Source organism: Candidatus Hydrogenedentota bacterium, from assembly GCA_018005585.1.
Taxonomy (GTDB): domain Bacteria; phylum Hydrogenedentota; class Hydrogenedentia; order Hydrogenedentales; family JAGMZX01; genus JAGMZX01.
Map to the genome: position 1 here is coordinate 13575 of JAGMZX010000044.1, position 26512 is coordinate 40086.

At 63.6% G+C, this 26512-nt stretch carries 17 protein-coding genes; 7 read left to right on the forward strand and 10 right to left on the reverse strand.

The genetic code is table 11. The annotated features are described in order from the left end of the window. Nucleotides 1-5 precede the first annotated feature (5 nt). The 6 genes from KA184_09680 to KA184_09705 all read right to left on the reverse strand — a co-directional run bounded on the left by KA184_09680 (nt 6) and on the right by KA184_09705 (nt 7416). Complete coding sequence (locus KA184_09680) at nt 6-1298, reverse strand: aspartate aminotransferase family protein (protein ID MBP8129833.1); 1293 nt, start codon at nt 1296-1298, stop codon at nt 6-8. Further along, nucleotides 1295-3364 (reverse strand): U32 family peptidase, encoded by a 2070-nt coding sequence (locus KA184_09685; protein ID MBP8129834.1) that lies wholly within the window; start codon nt 3362-3364, stop codon nt 1295-1297. The genes KA184_09680 and KA184_09685 overlap by 4 nt, the downstream gene beginning before the upstream one ends. An 8-nt stretch (nt 3365-3372) precedes the next feature. Further along, a complete protein-coding gene (rsgA, locus tag KA184_09690; protein MBP8129835.1) occupies nt 3373-4434 on the reverse strand; it encodes a ribosome small subunit-dependent GTPase A in 1062 nt (353 codons plus the stop codon). 7 nt (nt 4435-4441) lie between these two features. Next, nucleotides 4442-5068, reverse strand: coding sequence for a class I SAM-dependent methyltransferase (locus tag KA184_09695; GenBank protein ID MBP8129836.1), 627 nt, complete (start codon nt 5066-5068; stop codon nt 4442-4444). A gap of 124 nt (nt 5069-5192) precedes the next feature. Further along, the gene (locus KA184_09700) at nt 5193-6488 is read right to left on the reverse strand and encodes a glycine--tRNA ligase (protein MBP8129837.1); all 1296 of its coding nucleotides are present in this window, start codon (nt 6486-6488) and stop codon (nt 5193-5195) included. A 139-nt stretch (nt 6489-6627) separates the two neighbouring features. Then, the gene (locus tag KA184_09705; GenBank protein MBP8129838.1) at nt 6628-7416 is read right to left on the reverse strand and encodes a 3-ketoacyl-ACP reductase; all 789 of its coding nucleotides are present in this window, start codon (nt 7414-7416) and stop codon (nt 6628-6630) included. Between the two features lie 133 nt (nt 7417-7549). On the opposite strand from KA184_09705, the gene KA184_09710 reads away from it, so the two are divergent. Both KA184_09710 and KA184_09715 read left to right on the forward strand, forming a co-directional pair. Beyond that, on the forward strand, nt 7550-8296 hold the full coding sequence (locus KA184_09710; GenBank protein ID MBP8129839.1) for an ATP-binding cassette domain-containing protein: 747 nt from the start codon (nt 7550-7552) through the stop codon (nt 8294-8296). Then, entirely contained in the window at nt 8293-10347 is a 2055-nt protein-coding gene (locus KA184_09715; protein MBP8129840.1) for a CPBP family intramembrane metalloprotease, read from the forward strand. Before KA184_09710 ends, KA184_09715 begins: the two co-directional genes overlap by 4 nt. Before the next feature lie 185 nt (nt 10348-10532). Here KA184_09715 and KA184_09720 read toward each other — a convergent pair whose 3' ends face one another. Next, complete coding sequence (locus tag KA184_09720) at nt 10533-11768, reverse strand: diaminopimelate decarboxylase (GenBank protein ID MBP8129841.1); 1236 nt, start codon at nt 11766-11768, stop codon at nt 10533-10535. 174 nt (nt 11769-11942) lie between these two features. On the opposite strand from KA184_09720, the gene radA reads away from it, so the two are divergent. The 5 genes from radA to KA184_09745 all read left to right on the forward strand — a co-directional run bounded on the left by radA (nt 11943) and on the right by KA184_09745 (nt 19271). Continuing rightward, nucleotides 11943-13304: a DNA repair protein RadA gene (gene radA / locus KA184_09725; protein MBP8129842.1), complete on the forward strand. Its 1362-nt coding sequence runs from the start codon at nt 11943-11945 to the stop codon at nt 13302-13304. Nucleotide 13305: 1 nt separating this feature from the next. Beyond that, entirely contained in the window at nt 13306-14388 is a 1083-nt protein-coding gene (disA, locus tag KA184_09730) for a DNA integrity scanning diadenylate cyclase DisA (GenBank protein ID MBP8129843.1), read from the forward strand. 1 nt (nt 14389) lies between these two features. Further along, nucleotides 14390-15190 carry a dihydroorotate dehydrogenase electron transfer subunit gene (locus KA184_09735; GenBank protein ID MBP8129844.1) on the forward strand — a complete coding sequence of 267 codons (801 nt, stop codon included), beginning with the start codon at nt 14390-14392 and terminating at the stop codon, nt 15188-15190. An 18-nt stretch (nt 15191-15208) separates the two neighbouring features. Next, entirely contained in the window at nt 15209-16141 is a 933-nt protein-coding gene (locus tag KA184_09740; GenBank protein MBP8129845.1) for a dihydroorotate dehydrogenase, read from the forward strand. Between the two features lie 73 nt (nt 16142-16214). Further along, nucleotides 16215-19271, forward strand: a complete 3057-nt coding sequence (locus KA184_09745; protein ID MBP8129846.1) for a hypothetical protein — start codon at nt 16215-16217, stop codon at nt 19269-19271. Nucleotides 19272-19306: 35 nt separating this feature from the next. On the opposite strand, the gene KA184_09750 is transcribed toward KA184_09745, so the two are convergent. The 3 genes from KA184_09750 to KA184_09760 form a co-directional block, all read right to left on the reverse strand. Next, nucleotides 19307-23122, reverse strand: coding sequence for an SUMF1/EgtB/PvdO family nonheme iron enzyme (locus tag KA184_09750; protein MBP8129847.1), 3816 nt, complete (start codon nt 23120-23122; stop codon nt 19307-19309). A gap of 248 nt (nt 23123-23370) precedes the next feature. Further along, nucleotides 23371-24774, reverse strand: a complete 1404-nt coding sequence (locus KA184_09755) for a trimethylamine methyltransferase family protein (protein ID MBP8129848.1) — start codon at nt 24772-24774, stop codon at nt 23371-23373. 56 nt (nt 24775-24830) lie between these two features. After that, nucleotides 24831-26512: LamG domain-containing protein (locus tag KA184_09760; protein ID MBP8129849.1), on the reverse strand; the 1682-nt coding region annotated here is incomplete at its 5' end.

Consider the following 26512-nt stretch of genomic DNA (forward strand, 5'->3'; position numbering starts at 1 on the left):
GACTCCTATTTCTTCGTTTCCCGGACTGCCCGATTGACCGCGTCGAGCAACCGCTGCAGATCCGCCGCCTCGACGACCAGGGGCGGCATGAAGGTCAGCGTGTTGCGGTCCCGGCCCGTCTTGCCCGCCAGAAAGCCCAGGTCCTTCAATAATTCCAGGACCGCGTCACAGCGGGCGCCGTCCGCCTCCCCCCCGCCGGCCACGACATCGACGCCGGTCATCATGCCCTTGCCGCGCACGCGCGTCAGACAAGGCCAAGCCCGGGCGAGTTGCTCCAGCCCCTCCCGAAACTCCGCGCCCAGGCGCAACGCTCTCTCGCCCAGCCGCTCCCGCTCATGAAACTCAAGCGTGGCAAGCGCTGCGGCGCATGAAACCGGATTCGCGCCGAACGTTGCGGCCCCGGGGCGCGTGTACGCTTGCGCGATGGCGTCTGTGGCCATCACCGCAGCGATGGGCAGCCCGTTACCGAGCGCCTTGGCCATCGTCACAATATCCGGGATGGTGTCCCAGTGTTCCGACCCAAACCAGCGTCCGGTGCGGTTCATCGCTGTTTGCACCTCGTCAAAGATAAGCAGGATGCCGTAGCGGTCGCAGAGACGCCGGACCCGCTGCCAGTATCCCTCCGGGGGTACGATGATGCCGCCGTTGCCCTGGATGGGTTCGGCGACCACGGCCGCGACGTTTTCCGGGCCCATTTCCTCAATTAGGGTTTCCATGCGCGCGATGCACGCGTACTCGCACGAAGGAAGGGACGCGCGCAGCGGGCAGCTCGCGCAAAAAGGATGCGGCGCGAATCGCACGTCCTCCAGAAGATGCGAGCTGGTGCGCCACATGTCCAGTCCGGTCACGCTCATCGCCCAGTTGGTCCTGCCGTGCAGCGCGTCCGTGAGCGCGATGATCCCGTGCCGACCCGTGGCAAGCGACGCGAGCAACATGGCGGTCTCGTTGGCCTCTGAACCGCTCGCGCAGAAGAACGTGCGCCTGATCGCGCCCGGCGCGATAGCCGCCAGCCGCTCCGCGAGCCGCAACATCGGTTCCGTCAGATAGATCGTGGTCGTGTGCTGAAGCCGCCGCAATTGGGTGATGGCCACGTCGAGTATCTCGGTGTTACCGTGGCCCGCGCTCATGACGGTTACCCCGCTGTAGCAATCAAGGTAGCGTTTCCCGGTCGAATCGGCCAGGAAAGCGCCTTCGCCCGAGACAATGACCGGCGGCTGCCGGTAAAAGTGGTATACGCAGGGCATCAGGTAAGCCGCCTTGAGCGTGAGCAGTTCTTCCGGGCGCGTCGCGGCATTCATGACAAGAGACCTCGCATTACGGCGGCGGTGGAGGCGGACTTGGAAACGTGCTGCGCATACCCGCCATAATTCCAGGGACGCGGTCCCGAGGCCATCAACGCGGTCCACTCCTCGGGCGGAGGCGCGGCGGGCGTTTCTCCCGCTGACCAGCGGTCCAAGGCCGCCCGGTAGGCCCGCGTCACCTTGCCAGCCATGCCGGGCTCGTACCATTGCGCCTCTATCCGCAGCGACGCCGCGTTCAACCCCAGGAAGGCGTCAATCTCCGGCAAGACGGCCAAGTCACGCGCGGCAAGCACATGGTTTCTGCAGTGTTGATCCGCGATGATATGACGGATTTCGCCCGTCCGGTCCCGCAATGCGAATGCGGCATGTTTGCAGGGTCCCCGGCAGACGTCCATGCTGCCGGAGCGCGACAAGTGCAGCGCGATCATGCAGTGGTCGACCAGCATGCCCGCGACGGGACCATGCGCCAGCAATTCCACGGGCACTCCGCTTTCGCGCACCAGCATGGACACGTCCTGAAAACCCGCTTCGACTCCCGGAGTGACGGCGGACGCACCCCACGCGCACAGCGCCTGCGCCGCGGGCACATTCAGCACGTTGAACCCGTAGTCGGCCACGATGGCGGCCCGGGGCAGATCTTCACGGGCACGCTTCAATGTACCCAGATGATGCACGAGTACATAACGCACCTCGATGTCCGCGCATAGCGCGACCAGCCCGCGCCACGCTGCCCGCGCGCCCGCGCCCGTAACGCGCGGCGTGCGGATTCCGAGCGGGGCGCCTCGCGCCGCGACCAGCAACGAAGCTTCGCGGAACGTATCGGGCGTCCAATGTGCCTCCCGATACTGCGGCGTTTCAGCGGCCAACCAGATGCGGTCCGCCCCCGCGTCCAGGGCCTCTCTGGTCGCCTCGACACTGCCGACACACACGGTCAGTGCGGGCGCCGAACGCGGCAATGCTTTCGCGCCAGCGATTGGGAATTGAATTGACGCGATGGACGCCTCCCGCGCCCCGTTCGAGAGCATAAGCGGTTCCCGCTTCCCGGAGATATCGAAAAACGCCGCGCTGGATGGCGCGCCCGTGCATGCAAGCGACGAAATCTCGCGCACCCGCTCGCGGAAGAGCCGCTCCAGCAGGCCACTGTCCGGCGCCCAGGCGGACGGCATCGCGTAGTAGCTATCGAGCGCATCCCGGTAGAGCCGGACCAGATGACTCAGGTAGACCGCGTCACGCATCCGGCCTTCGATCTTGAGTGACCAGATGCCGGCCTCCACAAGTTCGGGGATGTTGCGCAACAGCGCGAGGTCGCGCAGCGCCATCAGATGGCCGGCGCGCAGGGGCCCCGTGGACGCGCCCTCGCGCAGGTTAACCAATTCATACTCCCAGCGGCAGGGCTTCATGCACTCACCGCGATTCGCGCTCTTGCCGAACACGAGGCCGCTCATGGAGCACTGGCCCGACTGCGCGACGCACATATCGCCGTGGAGAAAATACTCGACCGCGACCCCGCTACGCTCACTGAGCAGACCGGCCTCCCGGATGCTGATGTCGCGCGAAGTCACCACGCGGCGCACACCTAAGTCGCGAAGCATGAGGGTCTGGTCAAGGTCGTGCACGTTCATCATCGTGCTCGCGTGCAGTTCCCCGCGCAGACCCAGTTCGCCGGCAATGCGCAAGGTCGCCAAATCGCAAATGATAATGCCGTCCACCCACAGAGAGTCGAGAAACCGCATGAAGTCACGCGCTTCCCCCACCTCATGATTCCCCAGAATCACGTTCACCGTGACGTACAGATGTTTGCCGCGCTCGTGCACGAGAGAAGCGGCGCGGCGCAACGCCTCATCGTCGAAGTGAAAATCCGCGCGGTGCGCGCGCATCTGAAACCGCTTTCCGCTGACATAGACCGCGTCCGCTCCCGCCTCGAGAACCGCTTCCAGAACTTCGAAACGTCCCGCGGGCGCAAGCAGCTCGGTGCGGCGCTGCAACGAGCGTATGACCTCCGCGGGATTCAAGGTCGAAGCGCCTGATGCTGCCTGTGTCTGTCCGTGTTCGTCTGCGTTCATGTTGAGGTTTACCCCCCTCCTGGCGCCTTATCCTCTTCAAGGGATGCGCGAATGCGCACGTAGGAATCAAAGCGTATTTTCGGGACCTGCCCGCACGCGACGGCGATCCGGACGGCGCAATCCGGTTCATGCGTATGCGTGCAATTGCGGAAACGGCATCCGCGCGCGGCTTCGGCCAGTTCCGGGAAATAGTATGCGACTTCCTGGGCCGAAACGCCCCAAAGCCCCATCTCGCGGATACCTGGGGTATCAATAACGCGAATGTCTCCGGCTAATTCGTAGAGACGAGCGCTTGTGGTCGCATGTCTGCCCCTGCCCGTGACCGGGATCACTTCTTCGGTCACAAGCCGCAGGTTCGGGTCCATCGCGTTTAAGAGGGACGACTTGCCCACACCGCTGTGCCCCGAGAGCACTGCGGTCTTACAGCGCAGCGCAGCGCGGACCTCCTCAATGCCGAGACCCGCCGTGCAACTGGTCAGGAAGACGGGTATCCCCAGTTCGCGGTAGGCGTCGACCTCGCCGGGCGCCGATGCCGTCAGGTCCATCTTGTTCACGCACAACATGGGCGGCACGGCGCAGACCTGCGAAGCGATCAGGTAACGGTCCACAAGGCCCGCCCGGAAAGGCGGTTGCGCCGCCGAGGCCACGACGAGCAGCAAATCGACATTCGCGGCGAGCACCTGTTCCCGGACCCGAGACGAGCCCGGCGCGGGCCGGCTGAGACGGTTGCGGCGCGGCGCGACGCCGCGCACGAAAACCTCCGCCGCATCGAATTCGACAAGCACGTGGTCGCCCGGAGCCAGCAGCGTCGCGTCCTCTTCCAGGAGCCGCTCGTCTATCTTGCACAGCCGTTCAGCGCCCTCAAGCTGTACGAAAGCCCATTTCTTCGTGTGCGCGATGACAACCGCGTTTGGTTCGAACGAAGTGGGTAACGGGGCCTGCGGCGCGGCGTCGGACACGCTGGCCACGGCGCGACGGTGCTTGACACGGTCGTGCGTGAAAGCAAACTCGTGCTTTTCGCTCCAATCGCGCGTGCGCACGTTCTGCCGTTTTTTCTTTTTCTTTGGCATGAGCCTGTCAGCGATAGCCCCAAACCAGCGTGGCTTCGCGAACGATGCGCAGGTTCCGTCCGCGCTGCAGCACGTCCTCGCGCAGGCGGGCGAGCCCATCGGCGAATTCCGCGCGCGGCAGCAGGGCATACGTAGAGATGAACTGGTCCGCGACCTTTTCTATGTAGTCCGCGTCCACATTGCGCGGCGGCGACGCACTGTCTTCAGACCGGACATCCCGCAGCCCGGCCTCGCGCATGGCGGCCTCGATATCCGGAATCGGCTGGAAGCGGGCGCAATCGATAGCCTCAAGACTGGGAAAATACCCGTTCATGACATGGCGATGAATGGCTCCCTGCGACACGGTGACAAACGCCGCGCAACCACGCCGCAACACCCCCGTGCACTCGGTCATCAGCGCGTCCAGGTCGCGCACGTGATGGAGCACGTAACTCGCGTACACGAAATCGAACGTGCGCCGCGCAAAAGGAAGCGCTTCCGCGGAACCCCGGACCCAACGGACCGGCAGCGGTTTCGCACGACCGTACGAAAGCATGTTGGAAGACGGCTCGACCGCCGTCAGCGCGCACGGGTGCGCGCGGAGAAATGCCGCCGTTTCGTTACCGGTGCCCGCGCCGATTTCGAGCACGCGCACAGCACGGGACTCCCGGGCCAGGGTAGCCAATCTCGCGGAATACGGGCCTCCTCCGGCACGATGACGGTCGTATTGTGCGGCGACCCGGTCGTAATCGAAGTTGCCTGGCGCGGCGGCCATGATCTCAGGCGCGTTCGTGGTTCACGCGCGTCCCGATATAGGCGGCTGCATCGTCCATGGGAATGCGTACCTGTTCGGTCGTGTCCCGGTCTCGAACGGTAATGGTGCCGTTTTCCTTTGTCTCGTAGTCGACACAGATGCAGTACGGCGTACCTACTTCGTCCATGCGCCGGTAACGGCGCCCGATCGCGCCGGATTGGTCGTAAAACGTCGTGAATTTCCGGCGCAGTTTCAATTCGAGGCCCCGCGCGATTTCCGCGAGGCCATCCTTCTTGACAAGCGGGAACACCCCGGCCTTGATCGGCGCAATGCGCGGATGGAATCGCATGACCACGCGAGTCTCGCCCTCGACCACGTCTTCTTCGTATGCGTCGCACAGCACCGCGAGAGCAGTCCGGTCCACGCCCGCCGACGGCTCGATGACCGTCGGGATGAATCGCTCGTTCTTCTCGGCATCGAAAAAGCTGAGGTCTTTTCCGGAATGTTTGGTATGCTGCGTCAGGTCATAGGTGCCGCGGTTGGCCAGCCCCTGCAACTCGCCCCAGCCAAACGGGAACTCGTACTCGACGTCGACGGTGCGTTTGGAATAGTGCGCCAGCGATTCTTTCGGATGCTCGAACCACCGCAGTTTGCCTTCGCTCAGTCCGATGTCCAGGAACCACCTCCAGATGTCCTGCTGCCACTGCTCGAAGACACGCTCTTCATCGGATTCACGGCAGAAATACTCGATCTCCATCTGCTCGAATTCACGGCTGCGGAAGATATAGTTGCGCGGGTTCACTTCATTGCGGAAGCTCTTCCCGACCTGTGCGATGCCGAAGGGAATCTTGACGCGCGTGGAACTGTAGATTTCCTTGAAGTCCACGAAAATGGACTGGCACGTCTCCGGGCGCAAATACGTGTCCACCGAAGTGTCGTCGCTGACACCAAGCCGTGTGCGCAGCATGCTGTTGAACGCGCGCGGCTCGGTCAGCTCCCCGCCGCAGTCCGGGCAATGGTCTCCTTCGAGATGGTCCGCGCGGAACCGGTGCTTGCATTCCTTGCAGTCCACCAGCATGTCGTGAAAGGCATCGACGTGACCGCTGGCGACCCAGACAGACGGATGCATGATGATGCTGGCGTCCAAGCCGACCATATCTTCGCGCATCTGCACGAAGAAATACCACCAGTCATCTTTGAGATTACGCTTCAACTCCACGCCGAGTGGCCCGAAATCCCAGCAGCCGTTGATGCCGCCGTAAATGCCGCTGGATTGGAAAATGAATCCCCGGCGCTTGCAGAGACTGACCAGTTTGTCCACGAATCGCTCCCGTTGGGCAGAACCCAGTAAATAAACCCCCTTCGCGCCACAGGCAAAGGGGGGAGTAACACGGAGTATTGTAGGGGGTTTCGAGGCGTTGAGTCAAAGAAACCGCGGGGTTTGCGCGCGGGGCGCTCCTTCAGAGCCGTCTCACGCCGAAACCGCCGCCGACTTCGATGACTGCTCCCGTCGAATACGAAAAATACCCTTCCGCAAGACCCACGACCGCCTTGCCCACGTCCTCCGGCGTACCCCAGCGCGGCTGCAACAGCAACCCTTCCGCGATCAGCTTGTCGTATTTCGCACGGACCGCGGCGGTCATGTCTGTCTCGATAATGCCCGGACGCAGGTCGTACACGTTGATGCCGTATTGCGCCAGACGCACGGCGAAATTCTGCGCCGTTATGCTGAGTCCGGCCTTGCTGACACAGTACTCGGCGCGATTCGGGCTTGCCGTGTCGGACGAAATGCTGGTGATGAAGACTATGCATGGCTTAATCGCGCGCCCCCCCTGGACCTGCTCGATCATCTGAATCGCAACATCCTGCGTGAAAAAGAACGGGCCGCGAAGATTGATGCGGATCAGCCGGTCGAAGCTCGCTTCCGTCGTGTCCAGGATGTCCAGCCGCTCCAACGGAGCCACGCCCGCGTTGTTCACGAGAACGTCAATCGCGCCAAATACGGACAACGCTTCGTCGACCATTCTGGCGTGGTCCTCACGGTTGCCGATGTCGCCCGTCAGGACCAGAAACCGGCCGCCGAGCTCCTCGACACGGTCCTTTACTTCAAACAAGCCCTTCGCGCGGTCATTCGGGTCCGCTTTCGTGGCCGCGCCTGCCACGTCATAACCGTGTCTGGCGAGTTCAATGGCTATACCCCGCCCTATCCCGCGGCTCGCTCCGGTAACCAACGCCACTGCCTTGCCCATATGCGCTTCTCCGCTGCGTTCCGGCCAAAGCATACCGCGCCGCTCCGAAAATGCCAAGCAGCCGCTCCGCCGTCCGCGCCGGATTCCTCCGCGGCCTCGCGGCATGGTACATTTCCAGCCGGGAGCGTGTGACATGATTCGTGCCGAAGCGTTGACAAAAGTCTTCCATCCTTCGCGCGGCGCGCCGGTCGAGGCGGTGCGCGGCGCCACGTTTGAGGTGCGCGACGGCGAGGTTTTCGGACTGCTGGGACCGAACGGCGCCGGCAAGACCACACTGCTGCGCATGCTCGCTACGATTATCACGCCCACCTCCGGCGTATGCCGGGTCAACGACATCCGTGCCGACGAGGCGCCGGAAGAAATCCGGCGGCGCGTCGGGTTCCTGTCCGGCAACACCAAACTGTACGGGCGCCTGACCGCCCGGGAAGTCCTGCGCTACTTCGGCCGCCTGCACGGGTTGAGCGATGCGCGCATCGCCGAACGCACCGTGAGCCTCACGGACATGATGCAAATGGCCGAGTTTCTCGACCGGCGCTGCGACACCCTTTCGACGGGGCAGATTCAGCGCGTTTCGATAGCGCGATGCCTGCTCCACGAACCGCCCATCCTCATCCTGGATGAGCCAACGGCGGGACTCGACATCGTCAGCAGCCGCGCGATTCTCGAGTTCATTCTGACCGCGAAAGCCAGCGGGGCGGGCATTGTGTTTTCGACGCACTACATGACCGAAGCAGAACGGCTTTGCGACCGGATCGCGCTGATTCACCGAGGCGATCTCCTCGCCGTCGGCACAAAACAGGAGCTATACGCGCGAACGGGCACGGACAACCTGCAGGAGGCGTTTTTCACCCTGATGGGCTATACGGGGGAACCGGCATGAATCTGCGCGCGGTCCGCACCATCTTGGGCAAGGAACTGTTGGATACGCTCCGCGACAAACGCACGCTAATCATGATGATTGGCGTGCCACTGCTGCTCTATCCGTCCCTGACGCTGGTCGGTTTCCAACTGGCGCTCGTGCAACATCGCAAACTCGAGGCTTCCCTTTCGCGCGTGGCCGTGATTGAGGAACGCCCGAATCCGATGAAGGACTGGCTCGGCAATATCCCGCTCGTGAGTGTTCTTGAGTCGGAGACGCCACTCGAAGACCTTGCTGACGGGAGGCTGGACGCCGTGGTGGTGGTTGCGGGGGACCTGAACGCCGCTCTGACCGCGAACGGCACCGGCACTGTCGAAATCCGTTACGATGCCACGGAATTTGCCTCCCGTGATGCCGTGCACCGTATCGAGAAAGGGCTCGAAGAGGTCAGTGACCGCATCCAGGACGAACGGCTGGCGAGACAGAACCTCGCAAGGGCGTATATCACGCCGCTGGAGGTGGAGCGGACAGACACGGCATCGCCCACGCGCACGACAGGCGCGGTGCTCGGCGGCCTGCTTCCCTTCCTGATCATTGTGGCGTTGGCGCTGGGCGCTTTTTATCCAGCCGTAGACCTTACCGCAGGCGAGAAGGAGCGCGGCACATTCGAGACACTGCTGGCCACCCCCACGTCCAAGCTCGAAATCGTCTCCGGCAAGTTCTGCGCTGTGTTTATTCTCGCCATGTGCACCGGCTTGCTCAATCTCGCCAGCATGGGCTTGACCTTCGTCGTGATCTTCTCGCAACTCGCGCCCATTCTGGAGACGCGCCTCGGCATTCATTTCGACTTTCCGCTCTCGCAGTTCCCCGTCATGTTGCTGCTGCTGATTCCGCTTGCGCTCTTCATCTCCGCCGCGATGATGTCGCTTGCGGTGCTCGCCCGCAGTTTCAAAGAAGCGCAGAACTTCGTCACGCCGTTCTTCATCGTCATCATGTTTCCCCTCTTTCTGACGGCGATGCCGGGCGTGCGGCTCGAGGGAATGAATCTCTTTGTGCCCATCGCAAATGTAGCGCTGTTGTTCCGGGAATTACTCGCGGGCAAGGCCGGCATGGAGGCGGTCTTTCTCGTGCTCTTGAGCACATGCGTCTTCGCCGCGCTTGCGTTGCTGCTCGCGGCACGCCTGTTCCAGCGCGAGGACGTAGTGCTGTCCGAAGAGCGCGGCTTGGCGTTGTCCTTGCGGCGCAACCTGACTGCGCCGGCCGACACGCTGACCCCAGGCGGCGCGGTGGGGCTGTTCGGACTGATCATGCTGTTGCTCTTCTACATCGGAACTACCGTTCAAACTTGGCATTTCGTCGCGGGGCTCCTCGTCACGGAATGGGTGCTGCTCCTCCTCCCCACGCTGCTGCTGCTGCGGTTTCTTCGCGTGCGTCCCGTCCCGGCGCTCGGGCTGCGCGCGCCAAGGATGCGTGCCCTTCTGGGTGCGCTTGCGCTCGGGCTTGCGTTGCTGCCGCTCGCCATTCAGGCGTCCTTTCTGCTCCAGCGCATATTCCCGATTCCCGGGGAATTCGCCGAGGCGTTCGACCGCCTCTTCGCGGAAGGGGCGAAACAGGGCGGCATTCCGTTGCTTGTTCTGACCGCGGCGGTGTCGCCGGCCATCTGCGAGGAAATCGTCTTTCGGGGCGCATTGCTCCACGCGTTCCGGCCAAGACTGGGTCATTTCTGGACGATTGTCGCCGTGGGACTGCTTTTCGGCGTATTCCACCTCAGTCCCTACCGTTTTCTGCCCACCGCGTTGACCGGCATGGTATTGACGTACGTAGGGCTGCGCGCCGGTTCTGTCTTCCCGCCCATGCTGGCCCACGCGCTGTTCAACGGAACGGCTCTGTTCCTCGAATATGCCCCCTTGCCCGCCGCGATCCGGGATGCGCTCGAGCCCGCGCACATGCTCGAACACGGTCTGCCTTGGTGGATCTGGGCGCCCGCGCTGGCTGTTCTCGCGGCAGGGGCCGCAATGCTCGAGTCCGGCAAGGCGAAGACACACCCCGGCCCGGCGGCGGCCGACGCTTAGTGCGCCATTTCAGAAATACGGTCATGCGTGGAATGCGCAGGCTTGCTTGCGCTCTTGCTCTTCGCGGATTTTGTTCCGCTGCAAGCAGACCACCGTGCAGCAAGCTGCCCGAAAAAGAACGGCAGCAAGCTACCCACTCCACGTGAAACGCCGCAATACGTTAGCGAACCCGTAAGACAGCCCGCTCAGTCGAGTTCGTTCTCGAACATCTGGTCTAGCGTCTGACGCTTGCGAATCAAGCGGAACTTGCCTGTTTTCGTCAACAACACTTCCGGTGCATCGGGAAAAGAGTTGTAATTCTTGGCGCTTTGTGCAGCGCAATACGCGCCCGCGCCCTCGATGACCACGGCGTCGCCGATAACGGCCTGAAGCATCTCACGCGGAGCGATGCCCTCCGGATTACCGCGCTCCGGCGTCAGGATGTCGCCGCTTTCGCAGCAGTGGCCCGCCACAACGTAGGATTCCGCGCCGCGCGGCACCTCGACGGAGGGCACGACGACCAACGGGTGCCATGCTCCGTACATGCTGGGGCGCATGATGTCCGTCATCCCCGAGTCCAGCTTAAGAAAGCGATAACCATCCGTTCCCGTGTCCACGACGTCGATGACGGTGCAGACGAGCGCGCCCGCATTCGCGGTAAGGTAGGTTCCGGGCTCCACTTCCAGGTGCAGCTTTCGCCCGTGTTCCCGCGCGAACCGTTCAAACTCCGGCAGTATCCGCACGCCGATCTCCTGCACGTTCGCGCCCTTCTCGTCCGGCATGCGCGCGACCTTGTAGCCACCGCCCAAGCTGAGCAGCGACACGCCGGGCATCCGCGCGGCAATATCCAGCGACATCCGCGCGCAGCGCAGCCAGAGGTCCGGGTCAGAACCCGAGCCGATGTGCGTGTGCATCCGCGTAAGGCGCAACCCGTATTTCGCGGCTTTGCCGAATACCAGGTCCAGGTATTCGTGCCAGATGCCGAAACTCGAAGACGCCCCCCCCACGTTCGTCCGGTTACTATGGCCCGAGCCCAGCCCCGGGTTGATCCGGACGCTGACCTCCGTGTCCGGAAAACGTGCGCCATACTCCTCCAATTGATGAAGCGAACACGCGTTGAATCGCACGCCTTTCCGGATCAGTCCCTCGAGGTCTTGCGGCAGTTCTTGTGCGGTGACCTGAATTTTTCCCGGCGCGACGCCCGCGCGCAGCGCCCGTTCCGCCTCGAATCCGCTGCTCGCGTCGACGTGCAGGCCGAGTTCGTCGAACAGGCGAATCACCGCGCGCGACGGCAAGGCCTTCATGGCGAACCGCACGGTGAGCCCGTATGCGTTCGGGAACGCCAGCATCTCGCGCGCACGCCGTTCGAACATCCGTTCGTCATACACAAACACGGGCGTGCCGAACGCGCGCTGCGCCTCGCGCACCTGCTCCTGCGTCATGAAAACAAGGGAATCCATCCGGGCTCCTGTCTTTGGTGTGCAACCCCGCAAAGAGTCGTTAGCCTAACATGCCGCCCCGATGGTTTTCACCCGTTTTTGCCGCATATCGGGGTCCTGTGTTACGCTTGCTTGCGAATGGCATCCGGGCGCTCGTCTTCACGTTCAAAGGTGGTCATGGCAAAACCAAAGAGTGTATTTGTCTGCCAGACATGCGGCGCGGTTGCGCCGCGGTGGCTCGGGAAATGCCCCGAATGCCAGGGCTGGAACACGCTGGCCGAAGAGCCGGCCTTCGAGGAAGGGCCCCACGCCCGCAGCGCGTTGGCCGCGGACGCCACGCCCGTCTCGATTACGGAAGGCCTGGCCGAACCGCCGCCGCGCGTGTCCACGGGCATCAGCGAATGCGACCGCGTGCTCGGCGGCGGGATAGTGCCCGGTTCGCTGACGCTTGTCGGCGGCGATCCGGGCATCGGCAAATCGACGCTGATGCTGCAGTTGTCCCATCACCTGGCCATAACGGGCGGCCGCGTGCTCTACGTGTCGGGCGAAGAATCGTTCGAGCAGACCCGGCTTCGCGCGCGCCGCCTCGCCGCGTTGCACGACAATCTCTTTCTGCTGACGGAGAACAACGTCGGCGCAATATTGAAACAAATCGAGTCGAACGGCTTCGCCTTGTGCGTGATCGACTCGGTCCAGGCCGTGTACTCGCCGGAATTGCCCGCGGTACCCGGCAGCGTGGGACAGGTGCGCGAGTGCGCGAACGAGTTCATGCGCCTGTCCAAGCGGTCTTCCATGCCCATTTTCCTCGTCGGGCACGTGACGAAGGAAGGGACTATCGCGGGGCCGCGGCTGCTGGAGCATCTGGTGGACACGGTTCTGTATTTCGAGGGCGAAGGCAAGCAGGCGTTGCGTATCCTGCGCGCCGTGAAAAACCGCTTCGGTTCGACCAACGAGATCGGCGTGTTCGAGATGCGCGAAACCGGTCTGCACGAGGTGCCGAATCCGAGCGCATGGTTTCTCAACGAGCGCCCTGAGCATGTCAGCGGCTCGGTCGTACTGCCAAGCATTGAGGGCACGCGCCCGCTGCTCGTGGAAGTGCAGGCGCTTGTGGGCGACTGCCACGCCGGATCGCCGCGCCGCGCGGTCATGGGCATCAATCCAAACCGGCTCTCGCTGATTCTCGCCGTCCTCGAGAAGCGCGCCGGGCTTCACTTCGCGGACCGGGACGTGTTCGTCAATATTGCGGGCGGCGTGCGGTTGGAGGAGCCCGCCGCGGACGTGGCCATCGCGCTTGCGCTGGTTTCCAGCTTCCGCGAGAAGCCCGTGCCTCCAGGCTTGGCCGCATTCGGCGAAATTGGGCTTGCAGGCGAGGTGCGAAGCGTCGACATGGCCCGGCAGCGGCTCCTGGAAGCAGGTAAGTTTGGCTTCCAAAAGTGTATAGTACCTCGCAGTTGCATGCCGGACCTTGCTCCGGGCCCCGCGGCGCCGTCGCCCGTGGCGAGCGTTGCCGAGGCCATCGAGGCCGCACTGGAGGGTTGACGTGGCGCGCGCACACAAGAAAACAAGCATCGAGGCCTATCGCAAGGCCCTGCTGATGGTGTCGCCCGGCACCAAAATACGGGAAGGCATTTCGGCCATCATGCAGAGCGGCACAGGCGCGCTGCTGTGCTTCGGCTCGCCCAAAAAACTCGCGGAACTCTCGGAGGCGGGCGTGCAGCTGGACGCGAAGATGACGCCGCAGATGCTGTATGAATTGTCGAAGATGGACGGAGCCATCCTGTTGAATGAAGACGGCAGCCGTGTGCTCTATGCGAACCGGTTTCTGAAACCGGACACCTCGATTTCATCGGAAGAGACGGGAACGCGGCACCGGGCGGCGGAACGCATGGCGCGGCAAGCCAAGTGCGTCGTGATTGCCGTGTCGCAGCGGCGCGCGAGCGTAACGCTGTACGTGCACGACGTCCGCCACCGCATGGATTCGATTCCGACCTTGATGAACAAGGCGCAGCAGGCAATTCACACCCTCGAAAAATACGTAAGCGTAATGCGGCAGGAACTGCAGGAACTCACCATGCGCGAGTTCCAGGACATCGTGACCATTTTCGACGTGTGCCGCGCCATCCAACGAACCGAGATGGTGTCGCGCATCGCGCGGGAGATCGATCCATATGTCCTGGAACTCGGCACGGAAGGACGGCTCATCGAGCTACAGGTGAAAGAGCTCATGCAGCCGATGGAAGAAGCCGTCCTGGTCATCCGCGACTACTTCCGCGAGAAGCCGGACGTTGGTTTTGACACGATATGCGAACGGATACGCGAAATTCCCGAGCAGGAAATCCTGAATTTGAGTTCTATCAGTCAGGCTCTGGGCCACGGGCCCAATCTGCGCAGCGTGGACACCTATCTGTCCGCGCGCGGCTATCGCGTGCTCACGGGCACGCACCGGATCTCGCCGCAGATCATCGAGAATCTCGTGCAGCGGTTCGGCTCGCTCAAACAGCTCGTGCGCGCGCCGAAAGACGAGCTTTGCGCGGTGGACGGCGTCGGCGAGGTGCTCGCCGAACGCGTGCGCGCCTCGTTGAACATGCTTCATAACCAACTCGTCTGGGACGAACGCAGGTAGTATGCCCTCTCTCAGCGACTGTGAAATCGTGATGCATCAGGAGATGGCCCCGGGCCATTTCCGGCTTGTGCTGCGCGCACCCGAAGTCGCCGCCGAAGCCCAGCCCGGCCAGTTCTGCATGGTCGAGGTCCAGAGGGGACTCTTCCCCTTCCTGCGCCGGCCCATGTGCTTCGAGCGCATCTTCCGCGACAGTTTCGCCATTCTGTACCGCGTACAGGGCGAAGGCACCCGTATCCTTTCGCGGCTGCGCGCGGGGCAGACGCTCAACGTGCAGGGCCCGCTGGGCAAGCCCTTCCCGCTGCGGCGCGAATTCGTGCGGCACATCCTGGTTGCGGGCGGCATTGGCGTTGCCCCCTTCCCCGCTCTTGCCGAGGCGCTGATCCGCGAGTGCGGCGTCACGCCCGAGGCAGTGCTTGCTGCGCGCACGTCGGATATCCTTCTCTGCGAACAGGACTTCCGGCAGATGGGCTGCAAGATTCACATTGCCACCGACGACGGCAGCGCGGGCTTTCACGGCTACGCATCCGAGCTTCTCCGCGAACTGGCCCCGGGCGAGAACACAATTGTGTACTGTTGCGGCCCTACGGCGATGATGAAGGCGACACATCTCGTTTGCGAGGCCGCCAACGTAACCTGCCTCGCTTCCCTCGAGGCGGAAATGGCCTGCGGCGACGGCGTATGCCTCGGTTGCGTTGTCGAGGCCAATATCGAGGTCGAGGCGGAACGCATGGTCCGCGTGTGCAAGGATGGGCCCGTGTTCGACACGAGGCTCATCAATTGGGAGGCGCGCGAAAACGATTGATCCGCGGTGCACTTCGACATGACGAACGTTAATCTGCAGATTTGTCTTGGCGCCCTGACGATGAAGAACCCCGTCACCGTCGGGTCCGGCACCTTCGCCTACGGCCAGGAATACGACGCCTATTTCGATATCGGGGAACTGGGTGCGGTCACCACCAAGAGTCTGACGCTCAAACCACGGACGGGCAACAAGACCCCGCGTCTCGTGGAGACCCCGGCGGGCATGCTCAACGCGATTGGGCTACAGAACGTCGGGATCGACGTCTATTTGCGCGACAAACTGCCCTATTTGCGCGAAAAGCACTGCCAAATCATCGCAAACATCTACGGCCATGGCGCGGAAGAGTACGCCGAACTCGCATGCAGACTCGAAGCCGAAGCGGGCGCGGACGCCGTCGAGGCCAATCTCTCGTGTCCGAACGTCCACGATGCGAAGACGGCGCGCGGTTGCACACTGGTGGCGCAGGACCCGGCCCGCGTTGCCGAATACACCCGGGCTATCCGTCAGGCAACGAAGCTTCCGTTGTTTGTCAAGCTTTCCCCGAACGTGATCGATATCGCGGAACCGTGCCTCGCCGCCCAGGAAGCGGGCGCGGACGCCGTCTCGCTCGTCAACACGCTTCTGGGCATGGGCATCAACCCGGAAACACGGCGGCCCATCCTCGCGAACATCGTTGGGGGTCTCAGCGGCCCTGCCATCCGCCCCGTTGCCGTAAAACTCGTCTGGGACGCCGCAAAGGTCCTCCGCATTCCGGTCATTGGCATGGGCGGCATCACGAACGCTTCCGATGCCCTTCAATTCATTCTCGCGGGCGCGACCGCAGTTGCCGTCGGCTCCATGTCCTTCCGTCAACCCGATACGGCAATCCAGGTTATCCGGGGACTGGAGGATTATTGCCGCCGCCACGATATAGCCGACATCAATCAACTTATCGGCGCGATGAAGACCTGATTGCAGCCCGCTTGACGCGGGCTGTGGCGGGGAACATCGCAAGGTGTTTGACCAGGAAGCGGAGGGAACTTCGATGAAGTCGCATCTGTTGGTCACGGTCTTTATGGTGGGAGCCAGTCTGCAAATGTCCGGAGACGCAGCCGCGGCCGATCCGGCTCTTCAGAGCACACGGACGCCGCTGGACGGTCCGGGCTGGGTCATGGCGACAGACCCGGCAAATACGGGCCGCGAGGAGGACTGGTTCAAGCAACCGGCTGCCGACGCAACGCCCGCGGAAGTTCCGAATGTCTTGCAGGAAGTGTTTCCGGGGTATCACGGCGTGGCATGGTATTGGCGGACCCTCTCGCTGCCGCCGCACCCCGCGCCGGGCGGACGCTACCTGCTGCGCTTCTGGGCTGTCGACTACTTCGCGGAAGTGTGGCTCAACGGCGTCCCCGTGGGCAGTCACGAAGGAGCGGAAACGCCCTTCACGCTCGACGTGACCGGCGCCGCCAGGCCGTCACAAGACAACCTGCTTGCGGTGCGCGTGGTAAATCCGGGCAATGAACCCATCGACGGCATGGTGCTGGCCGAAATCCCGCACCGGAACAAGAACGCGAATCTGACCGTCGGCGGCTCTTACAACTACGGGGGCATCACGGAACCGGTGGAACTGCTTTTGGTCCCGTCCGCCCGCATTACGGACGCGTTTGTGCGGCCCGGCTGGCAAACCGGCAAGGTCCAGGTGACTGTGGACGTATTCAACGCTTCCGCCGCGACGGAACCCGCGGTGCTGGAATTCACGATCGCGCCCGCGCCCGGCGCCACGGCGCAAAGCGGGTCCGCCATCGCCGTATCCGCGCGCCTGAACCATGAGTGCCCGTCTGGCGCGAGCCAGTTGGAGACGGAACTCACCGTGCCGCATCACCGCCTGTGGGACCTGCACGACCCGTGCCTGTACCGCCTCGCCGTGCGGCTGACGGCATCCACGACGCACATGATGGACGAGTTTTCCGTCCGGTTCGGATTTCGCGATTTTCGCGTCGAGCACGGCTTCTTTCATCTGAACGGCCGGCGCATCTTCCTGCGCAGTTCGCACACGGGCAATCATTGCCCCATCGGCCAGATCAGGTCGCCGCGCCAGGCGCCGGACCTGCTGCGCAAGGACCTCGTCCACGCGAAAGCCAGCGGCTTCAATATGGTCCGCTTCATCGCCGGGCTGGCGCACCCCTATCAACTCGACCTGTGCGACGAACTCGGCCTGATGGTGTACGAAGAAACGTTGGCGGGGTGGTGCCTCGCCGATTCGCCGCAGATGGCGACGCGTTTCGACGGGAACATCCGGGAAGCCATCCTGCGCGACCGCAACCACCCCTGCCTCACGATCTTCGGGCTGCTCAATGAAACAGCCGACGGTCCCGTCTTCCGCCGCGCCGTGGATGCATTGACGTGGCTGCGCGCACTAGACGACACGCGGCTCGTCTTGCTAAACAGCGGGCGATGGGACGGCCAGTTCAGCATCGGTTCCGGCAGCAATCCCGGCAGCACGCAATGGGAATGCTTCTGGGGCGTCGAAAGCCCGGACCGCAAGGAAGTGAGCACTTGGGGACGTTTCGGCGGCTACTTCACCGGCGCGGGCGACGCGCATGTCTATCCTGAAACGCCGCACACGCCCGAGGTCGAGCAGGGCATCCGCACCTTGGGCGCGGACACGAAACCCGTCTTTCTCTCCGAATACGGGATTGGCAGTCTGATGAACGCGATTCAGGAACTGCGAACCTACGAACAGGTGGGCGCGGACCCCGCCTATGACGACGTCAAGTACTTCCAGAACACCGTCGACCGCTTCACCGCAGACTGGACCCGCTTCGGCATGGACGAGGTCTACGCGTTCCCCGAAGACATGCTCGAAGATAGCCAGCGCCTCCATTGCAGGCAGCGGCTGCTCGGGTTCAACCTGATCCGGTCCAACCCGCGAATCTGCGGCTACAACCTCACCGGGCTGCTCGACCACGGCTTCACCGGCGAGGGACTCTGGACTTACTGGCGCGAATGGAAGCCGGGCATTGTCGATGCGCTGCGCGACGGCTGGGCGCCGTTGCGCTGGTGCCTTTTCGTATCGCCGATGCACGGCTGCATCGGCCGCACGTTCAAGATCGAGGCTATCCTTGCCAACGAGAACGTGCTCGCGCCCGGCGAATACCCGGTTACACTGCGTATCATGGGACCCGAAGGGCTCCGCTGGGAGCACAAGGCGACTCTGACCGTGCCGGTTCCTCCTGCCGGGGAAGACGGGCCGCTGGCCATTCCTGTGGCCGCCGAGGAAGTCACGATACCCTCAGGCCCGGGCAAGTACACCTTCGCGGCCAATCTCGACCGCGGGGGCGCGGCGGCGGGCGGAAGGCTCGACTTCTACCTGTCCGAGTCGTTGCCGATTCCGGCATCCGAAACCGGCGCGCGGCCCCGCGTCACGTTGTTAGGCCTGGACGGCCCCCTGCGCGATTGGCTGGAAGTCCACGGCGTCGACAGCGAGGCCTTCTCTTCCACCGAACCCGACGCACGCGAGGTAATCCTCGTTGGCGATATCGCCAGCGCGGGGGCACCGGACGAGACACGCGCGCAACTCCTGACGCGCATGGCGCGCGGCAGCATAGTTGTGTTCCTCACACCGCATGCCTTTCAGATAGGCGACAATCCCGTGGCGGGGCTCCCGCTCAAGAGCAAGGGCCGCATGACGAGTTTCCCCGACTGGCTCTATCACAAGGAGTGCGTCGCGAAACGGCACGCCTTTTTCGCTGGAATGCAGGCCCCCGGTATCATGGACTGGGACTACTACGGCCCTGTCATATCCCACATGTTCCTGGAGGACGCGGAACTTCCGGAGGAGGTCATCGCCGCGGCGTTCGCGTTGTGCCACTCGTCGCGGCCGGACGGGTACGCCGCCGGGGTCATGATGGGCCGCTACCGTTTCGGCGAGGGCGCCTTCATCCTCAACACCTTCAACATTATCGACAATATCGATCGCCATCCTGCGGCGGGGCTACTCGTGCTCAACATCGTGCAGGACGCGCTCGCGCGTGCCCAAACGCCGCTGGCGCCCCTTCCGGCCGACTTCGACGATCTGGTACGCGAAATCGCGGGCAAGTCATAGGAGACGAAGACGCACTCAACGCGGCCGGGGCGATTTCACCGGTCCGCCACTGCCGTGGCGGTCTCGCAGACGACGCGAAATCCTGTGTCGTGGATCGCCTGCGACGCCTCGTAATGGACGCGGAATGTCGTTCGCGCGCGATTCGGGCAATCCAGCCACGAACCGCCCCGCACCACCTTGCGCGCGCTGTCTCCGGTACCTTCCGCGACACCTGATGCCGCGTACGGCGCATAAGCGGAACGCGTCCATTCCGCGACGTTCCCATGCATGTCGTGAAGGCCCCACGCGTTCGGCGCAAAGGTCCCGGCGGGCGCCGATACGCGCCAGGCGTCATCAAAACGCGTGTCCGCGGGTCGCCAGGGCGGAATGGCGTCCGGCACGTGCGGGTAGTACACGGAGTGGTGCGTCTTGTCCGACAGATTCGCGAACCCGCCGAAATCGTCATCCAGCGTTCCGTAATTCATGCAGGTGACGGACCCCGCGCGGCACGCGTACTCCCACTGGGCCTCCGTAGGCAAGCTGAAATGCCTGCCCATCTTCGCGGAGAGCCAATCGCAGAAGGCCATGGCGTCATCCCATGAGACCCGCACGACCGGCTGCTCAGGACGATTCAGCGGAAAACCGCGTTCGTCATCGCCGAACTGATACGCCTCGCCCGTCTCCAGTCCGCTGTCGTGGTCCGGTTCAAAGCACCGATATTGCGCGTTGGTGACCTCGAAACGACCGATAAGAAAAGGCTGGTCGATAGTCACGGAGTGCGCGGGCCGCTCGTTCGGATACCCGTTGTCCGAGCCCATGATGAACTGTCCGGGTTCCATCGCGACCATTTCGAGAACCACGCCGTCGGCAATTCCGATGGGAATGACCTCGACCCCATCCGATTGCGGTGCGCCACCGGTCGCGTCCGCCGTATTGGACGCACACGCGGTCAATTCCGCGTCTATGGCGTGCGCAACTGGTTCGATCCCGGCCGCGGGGTATATCGCTTCGGGGTCTTCGTCAATGCCCGCGTATTTCCGGTGCAGTTCGCGGCGGCGGATGGCTCCCCGTCGCGCAGCGGCGGCCTTGACCGGGTCGGAAGCTACGACTTCCTGCCATGTGCCGTGAAATGGCGCGTTCAGGTCGATCCACGTGATGATTCTGTCCCACGCTTCCGCGTTGAGACATACCCCGTAGTGATCATCGCGGAGGATTTGCACGAGGCGGCTTGTGTCGGCATGAAAATCGCGCGGCGTCAGCAGATCCGCGTCGCTTTCGAGCGTGGGCGTGTGCACCCAGCGGCGCAGCTCCATGTACGACGGCGAGAAATGCATCTGGAACGCCGACGGCACCCGTTCGGCAGGCCGCGCGGTCAGGTCGAATGTGTCCGCGCCCGCCTTGTGGCAGCCAATACAGTACGCGTCAAGAACGGGTTGTACTTCGCGCTCGAAAGAGAACCCGCGCGCCGGACCGTACCACGGCGTGATGCGCGACGGCCGCCGCCGGAACGCCTGGGGCGGCCCGCCGCTCTGGCCCGTCGTGTTCTGCTTCTCATGGCAGCCCACGCAGGACAGCGTCTCGCCCGGAGCGGCGGTCATCCAGCTTCGCATCAGAGCAAGGGCCTTGCCTTCCGCATCGAGCGGTTGCACCGAAATCGGTGTGCATGGCGGCACACGGAAGTGCGCCGAACCATCGGGTTCGACAGGCACCGTGCCGATAATCCGCTTGACGTCCCAAGGACCGTCCAGTCCGACGCGGTCCGGTTCGCCGCCGAGACCATGAAACGTGAAATCATAGCCCACGAGCCGCAATGACTTGACCGTGCCGGGCGGCACGCCTTCGAGTCCCGGTCCGCGATACACATCGACCATCAGCACCGTCGCTTCGGTTCCAACGGGAGCCCCCGTTGCCGGAATGACCGGCTGCCGCGGTGTGGCGCGCCACGGGACCGGTTCCAAGTACGCCCAACCGGGTTCCTCGCACAGCAGCACGAAATTATCGAACACGTCTACCAGATAGACGCCCCATTCGGATGTTTTCGCCGGCTTGCAGGATACGAGAAAATACTTCTCATTCAAGGGGAACGGATGCAGGAACCGCGGCCAGCTCGCCGCGATTAATCCGTCCAGGATTACTGGCTCCACCTTCTCGCCGTAGCCAGGGATACGCTGCACCACGCCGTCTGTCTCGTGACGCCCGAGGGCGGGATCCAGGATGACCAGTTCCCCCTGGCGCGGCGCGTCGTGATGGCCGCCCGCGACTGCCGCCACTTTCGTAGGGTGCCCCGGAATCGCGCGCGCATAAAAGATGGCCGTGGGCCAGAACGAGTTGCTGCCATAGAATTCCATCTGCCCGCTGCCGTCCGGGTTCATGTGAAAGAGCAGCCGCGTGAATGCGTGGGCTATGTCCGCATATTCCCAGCGCTGATACAGGATACGCCCGTCATTCAGCACCGCCGGGCACCAGTTATGGTCCTGGTCGTTCGTAAGGCGCCGGATTTGTCCGTTGCGGTCGAGCAAGTAGAGGTTCGCCACCTTGGACCTTCCCCCGACGCAGGGCACGCCCACGAACGGAGCAGTAGACGTGAAGACGATGCCGCCGTCCGGCAGATAACACGCGTCATAATTGTGGACGTCCGGCTCGTCAATGAGCGGCAAACACTGCAACTGCCCGGTGGCGAGACCCAATTCCGCGATTCCCCAGCGCCCCGCGTCGTCCGGTATCGAGAGCAGCATCTTTCCGCCATCGTAGTGCAGGTCGAGGTCGCCGACGAACCGGCCGTCGGCGGGCGTGTAGACGTTGGAAAGCGTGCCCCCCGGCGCAAGCGGGCTGAGCGAAACAACTGCGTTCTCGTAGCCCCGGGGTTCCAGGTCGTCGTTGCCGTTGTAGTTCATCGGCAGGCAAAGCTTGTCCGCGCGCCGCCGGATCATCAACAGCCGGTCGAAGTCGAGCAGCGGGTTTTCCAGCAGCGCCGCGCGTTGCAGCGCCTCAAATTCCGCGACTACCGGCGCAAAGGAGTCCCTGCCCGAACCCTCGGGAATCCGGTCATGGCGATCCCGGAGCGCCGCCAGTTGCTGCAAGTAATCCGGGCCGTGCGTGTACCGGTCTGGAAAGCTGTGCGACAAATCCTCGATCGCCATGCGCAGTGCCCGCCAGCGCTGCGGCGCGATACCGGATTCGTCCGGATACGCCAGTGCGGGAAACCTGGTGCGAATCACGACCGGACGCCACAAACTGGAGTCCGACAGATAGTGTATGAGATTTTCGGTCAACCGCAGCAGGTTCTGCCGATACGGGTTCTCCGCGTCCGCGTAATCCGGCCAGCGCCAACCGAAAAGAATGATCCGCCCGGAGCCCACGGCATACTCGACGAGCGGGCGTTCGACCCCGCGTGGCGTATTGGCCAGGAGCATGCCCTCACCCGGGCCGCCCCAGTAGAAGTCGGCCACCGCGGTGCATCCCCCGCGGCTAAGCCAGATGAGACCGTCTTGTTCCACCAGACCGGCAAACGCGGGGTGTGCTCGTTCGACAGCGACCATCGCCGCCTGGTCTCGGAAGTGTTCCAGGTCATGCCGCTGGGATCTCACGTCGCCTTCGAGTCCGAGGTGATCGACAAGGGCCAAACCGCCGCCGGACAGCAACACCCCTCCCCCCGCCTCGGCGAAGCCACGAATCGCCGCGACATATGCCCCGCCATAAAGCGCGTTTCGTGCAATGGCGTCGCCCTGGTGATACCAGACCGTGTCGAATTCGTTCAGGCTCCGCGCATTCCCTTCCGTATCGCGGAAACCGCCATTGCCGTCAATCAACAGCAGCGTGGCCGTTCCCAGCCCCGCCGCGGCATCCCGGCCCGCCCGGTCTTGCGGCCCCATCTCTTGCTCTGAGGTTTCCGCCGTGAGGAAAGCTATGCTTACCGGCGCTTGCGCGCCGGATACGCCGCAAGACAGCAGCGCGCAAGCCGTCAGGACGCCAAAGCGGCGCCGTGCACGCGAAATTGCACTCCCTTCTGCAACAAAAGAAACCGGGTTCATGAATCGCGCGTTACTCCACTTTCCGCGACGGGCCGGACTCTCGCAGGCACACCCGCGCCCTCCCTTTTCATCAACTTCGAGACGCAAGCCTACATACCATTCTTCGCCCATAGGTTATCATAGAAGAAACGGCGCACGTCTTCTTGCACCTGCTCTGGTAACGGGCAGGCAAAACCTCCGGCCAACCGCTCCACTTCCTCATGCGCATTCTCCAATAGCGTCTTGCCCTTTCCGTAGTCGAACAAACCAGTTTCGAAGAATTCGCCGCCCCGTGCGTACTCGAGCGTCAGCGTATCGGTCAGAAAATCCCCGCCCGGACCCGCCGCATCCATGTTGTCTATCGCGAGCCGTGCCGGGTCCGCCGCGATACCCCGGTCGAGGAATTCCGCCGCGCGAAGCCACTCGTGCTGAATGACCATCATTTCCGCGGACAGCCCGGTGCCGTTGAAACAGGACCCGAGCCCCGACAGCAGGTCCGCGCCCGATCCCCGCGCCGCCAGCATGAATAACAGGCTTTCGGCCCCGGTTTGCAGGTCCAGACGCCCCGGCATCGCGCCGCCGCATTCCGCCATCCCGGGGAGTCCACAGTGCCGCGCCAGTTGCACGCCCGCGGCCTTCCACAGCGCCTTGTCCAGCGTGTAATACCGGTCATGGCCCGTCCGCAGGTTCGTAACCGAAGGACCGATGCCGTAGAGAAAGGGATGTCCCGGCCGCAGCAATTGCGTGACGGCGGCCATGGTCAGGTTTTCGCAATGCGCGAGCAGCAGCGTGCCCGCAAGCGTGTAAGGCGCGGTCGCGCCCGCCATGGGGCACACTGTCGGCAGTATGGGCATGCCGCATTCGCATGCCGCAAGCAGCAATTCCGCATTCAGCGGGGAAAGTGTCAACGGCGACAGCACCGCCACCGCGCAACTCATCAGACCGGAGCCGTCCAGCGCATCGCCGCCGTTCAAGACCTGTCCCAGCGCCCGCCAAAGACGTAACCGTTCAAGGGAAGCAGGAAACACGGCGTAGTGTTTCGCGTGGTGGAGCACATGCGTCTCCAGTGCACGAAGACTGGAGAGGGCATCGTCGAAATCCGTTACCGGATAATCCATGCAACTCACGCATTTCACGCAGTCGAGCTGCTGCGCGATGATCGTGTGCCGCCGCACGTCGTCCAGACACGGATGCCGCGGTTTCTGACATCGGGAATCGAGTATCCATGGGTCATTCGTGATCGCGAGCACACCCGGCTGCCCTTTCCCCAAGGTCCACGGCCCATTTTCAACGCCGCGAATCGCATAGGCCGCGGGCGCGCATTCCAGCAGGGACGTCAGCAGCGTCTCCGGCCAGCGCACCCGGCCAGCCACGGCATCCACACGCGCGCCCGCCTGCGCAAGGCGCGCCAGCAGGCCGTCGTGCTGCACACGGCAACCTGTATGTTCCAAGAGCCGCAGCGCAGACTCGTGAATTTGCCCGACTTGGCTGTCCGTTAACACCGCACAGGTCATGAAGGACATTTTCGTTTCGTACTCGTACTCGTGCTCGCAATCACAAGCGTTGTCGTTCAGCCGCCCGGCCTTCCCGCGGCCAATTCTGTTGCTTCCGCCTCCGTCAGGGCGCGGTTGTAGATACGCAATTCACACAATTGACCGTGAAACGCGTCATGGGAGCCTCTGCCGATACACAGCGGGATGTCCTCAGGCATCGCAAACTGTTCCGCGGGGCATTCCACGGCTCCGGCAAGGGCGCCGTTGACGTACAATCGAATCGCGGCCGCTCCGCGCACGGCCAGCAGGTGATTCCACCCGGGCTCAAGTGACCGGTCATGCGTCACGCATTTCCCCGCCCCCATGGCGTATACACGACCCGACGGCAGCGTGCCCGCGAAGAGTCTGCCTTGATATACCGCCATGGACCATACGCGCCGGTATTTTACGTCAGGCGTCAGGTCCAGCCGGCCCGTGGACGCCCAGCGGTTTCCGCCCTCAAAGCGGTACACCGCGGCCAGCGGCAGCGAACCCGCGTACAACGCCCCGTTGTACGCGGCCATGGCCATGACTTCCTGTTCCCCTTCCGCGAGCTGTCCGCAATCCTCCCACCTCTCTCCGCCGCCATACCGGTACACCATGCCGCTCGGCCAGGTGCCAGCATACAGGCTGCCCGCGTACGTGGCGAACGAATAGCTCTGATGGATATTGGGCGGAGTGCCCGCACAGGACCAGGAGACGCCGTCGTAGCGGAAGATGCCCGGCCGCTCCGCGTCCCAGCCTGTCGCGTAGAGGGCATCCTGAAACACGGTAAGCGCTTCGACACGATAGCCGGGGTGGCCGCAGGACTCCCAGACGCCGCCGCCCGCGTAGCGATACATGCCCGCGGGCGCATACATGGACGTGGCGTACAGAAGGCCGCGGAACACGGCCATCCCGCCGACGGCCTCGGTCTCGCCGATCGCGCCGCAATCGGCCCACGACGAGTCTTCTTCATAGCGGAAGATGCGTCCGCCGGGCGTGAGATTCTCGGATTCGGCCAGGGCGGAGCCTGCCGCGCGATAGTGCGAGGCCGCCGCGTACAGACGGCCCTCGTACACAGCCAGCGCCGTGACCGCGTTGCTCCCGTGCGGCGCGCCGCAATCCGTCCATGCCGTGCCGCCATCGTAGCGGTAGACATGCCCCTTCTGCTCCCTCCCGCTCTCGAAAGTGCCCGCGTAGAGCGCGCCTTCGTGTACGCACAGCGCCCAGACCATGCTGTTATCGCCGGGCCGTCCGCAGTCCGTCCACGGCGACTCCGGCGCGCCGTTGTTCACGCCGAAGAACGGGTTCTCCCAATTCGGCTGAGCGGAAGTCACGCCGCGCCGCGTTTGGACCGCAAGGTTGAATCCCGTCCGGCGTTCGGGGTCGAACAGGCTCGCCACATCGCCGAAGCATTCGCCGTCTGCTTCCAGACCGCGGACCCAGACGCTGATCGCGAATTCACCCGTTCCGGCAAGACCGGTATTCGCCGTGTCAGCCTCGAGGTAACTGCCGTCGCCGTGGAAGGCCGCGCCTTCCGGCGTGATCGTAACGCCGTGGTTGACGAACTGCGCTGCAATACCGGCGCCGTCCTCGCCGCTTTCGAACAGGGTCGCGTACTCCGCGGACCAGGCGGCGGCGTGCAGGCACAGGCCGGGCAGGAACAGCAGGCTGACAAATGCCGCGCCTTTCCGAAACGCGGGGCGCCACGTCCGCATTGGCCGCAATTGGGTTTTCA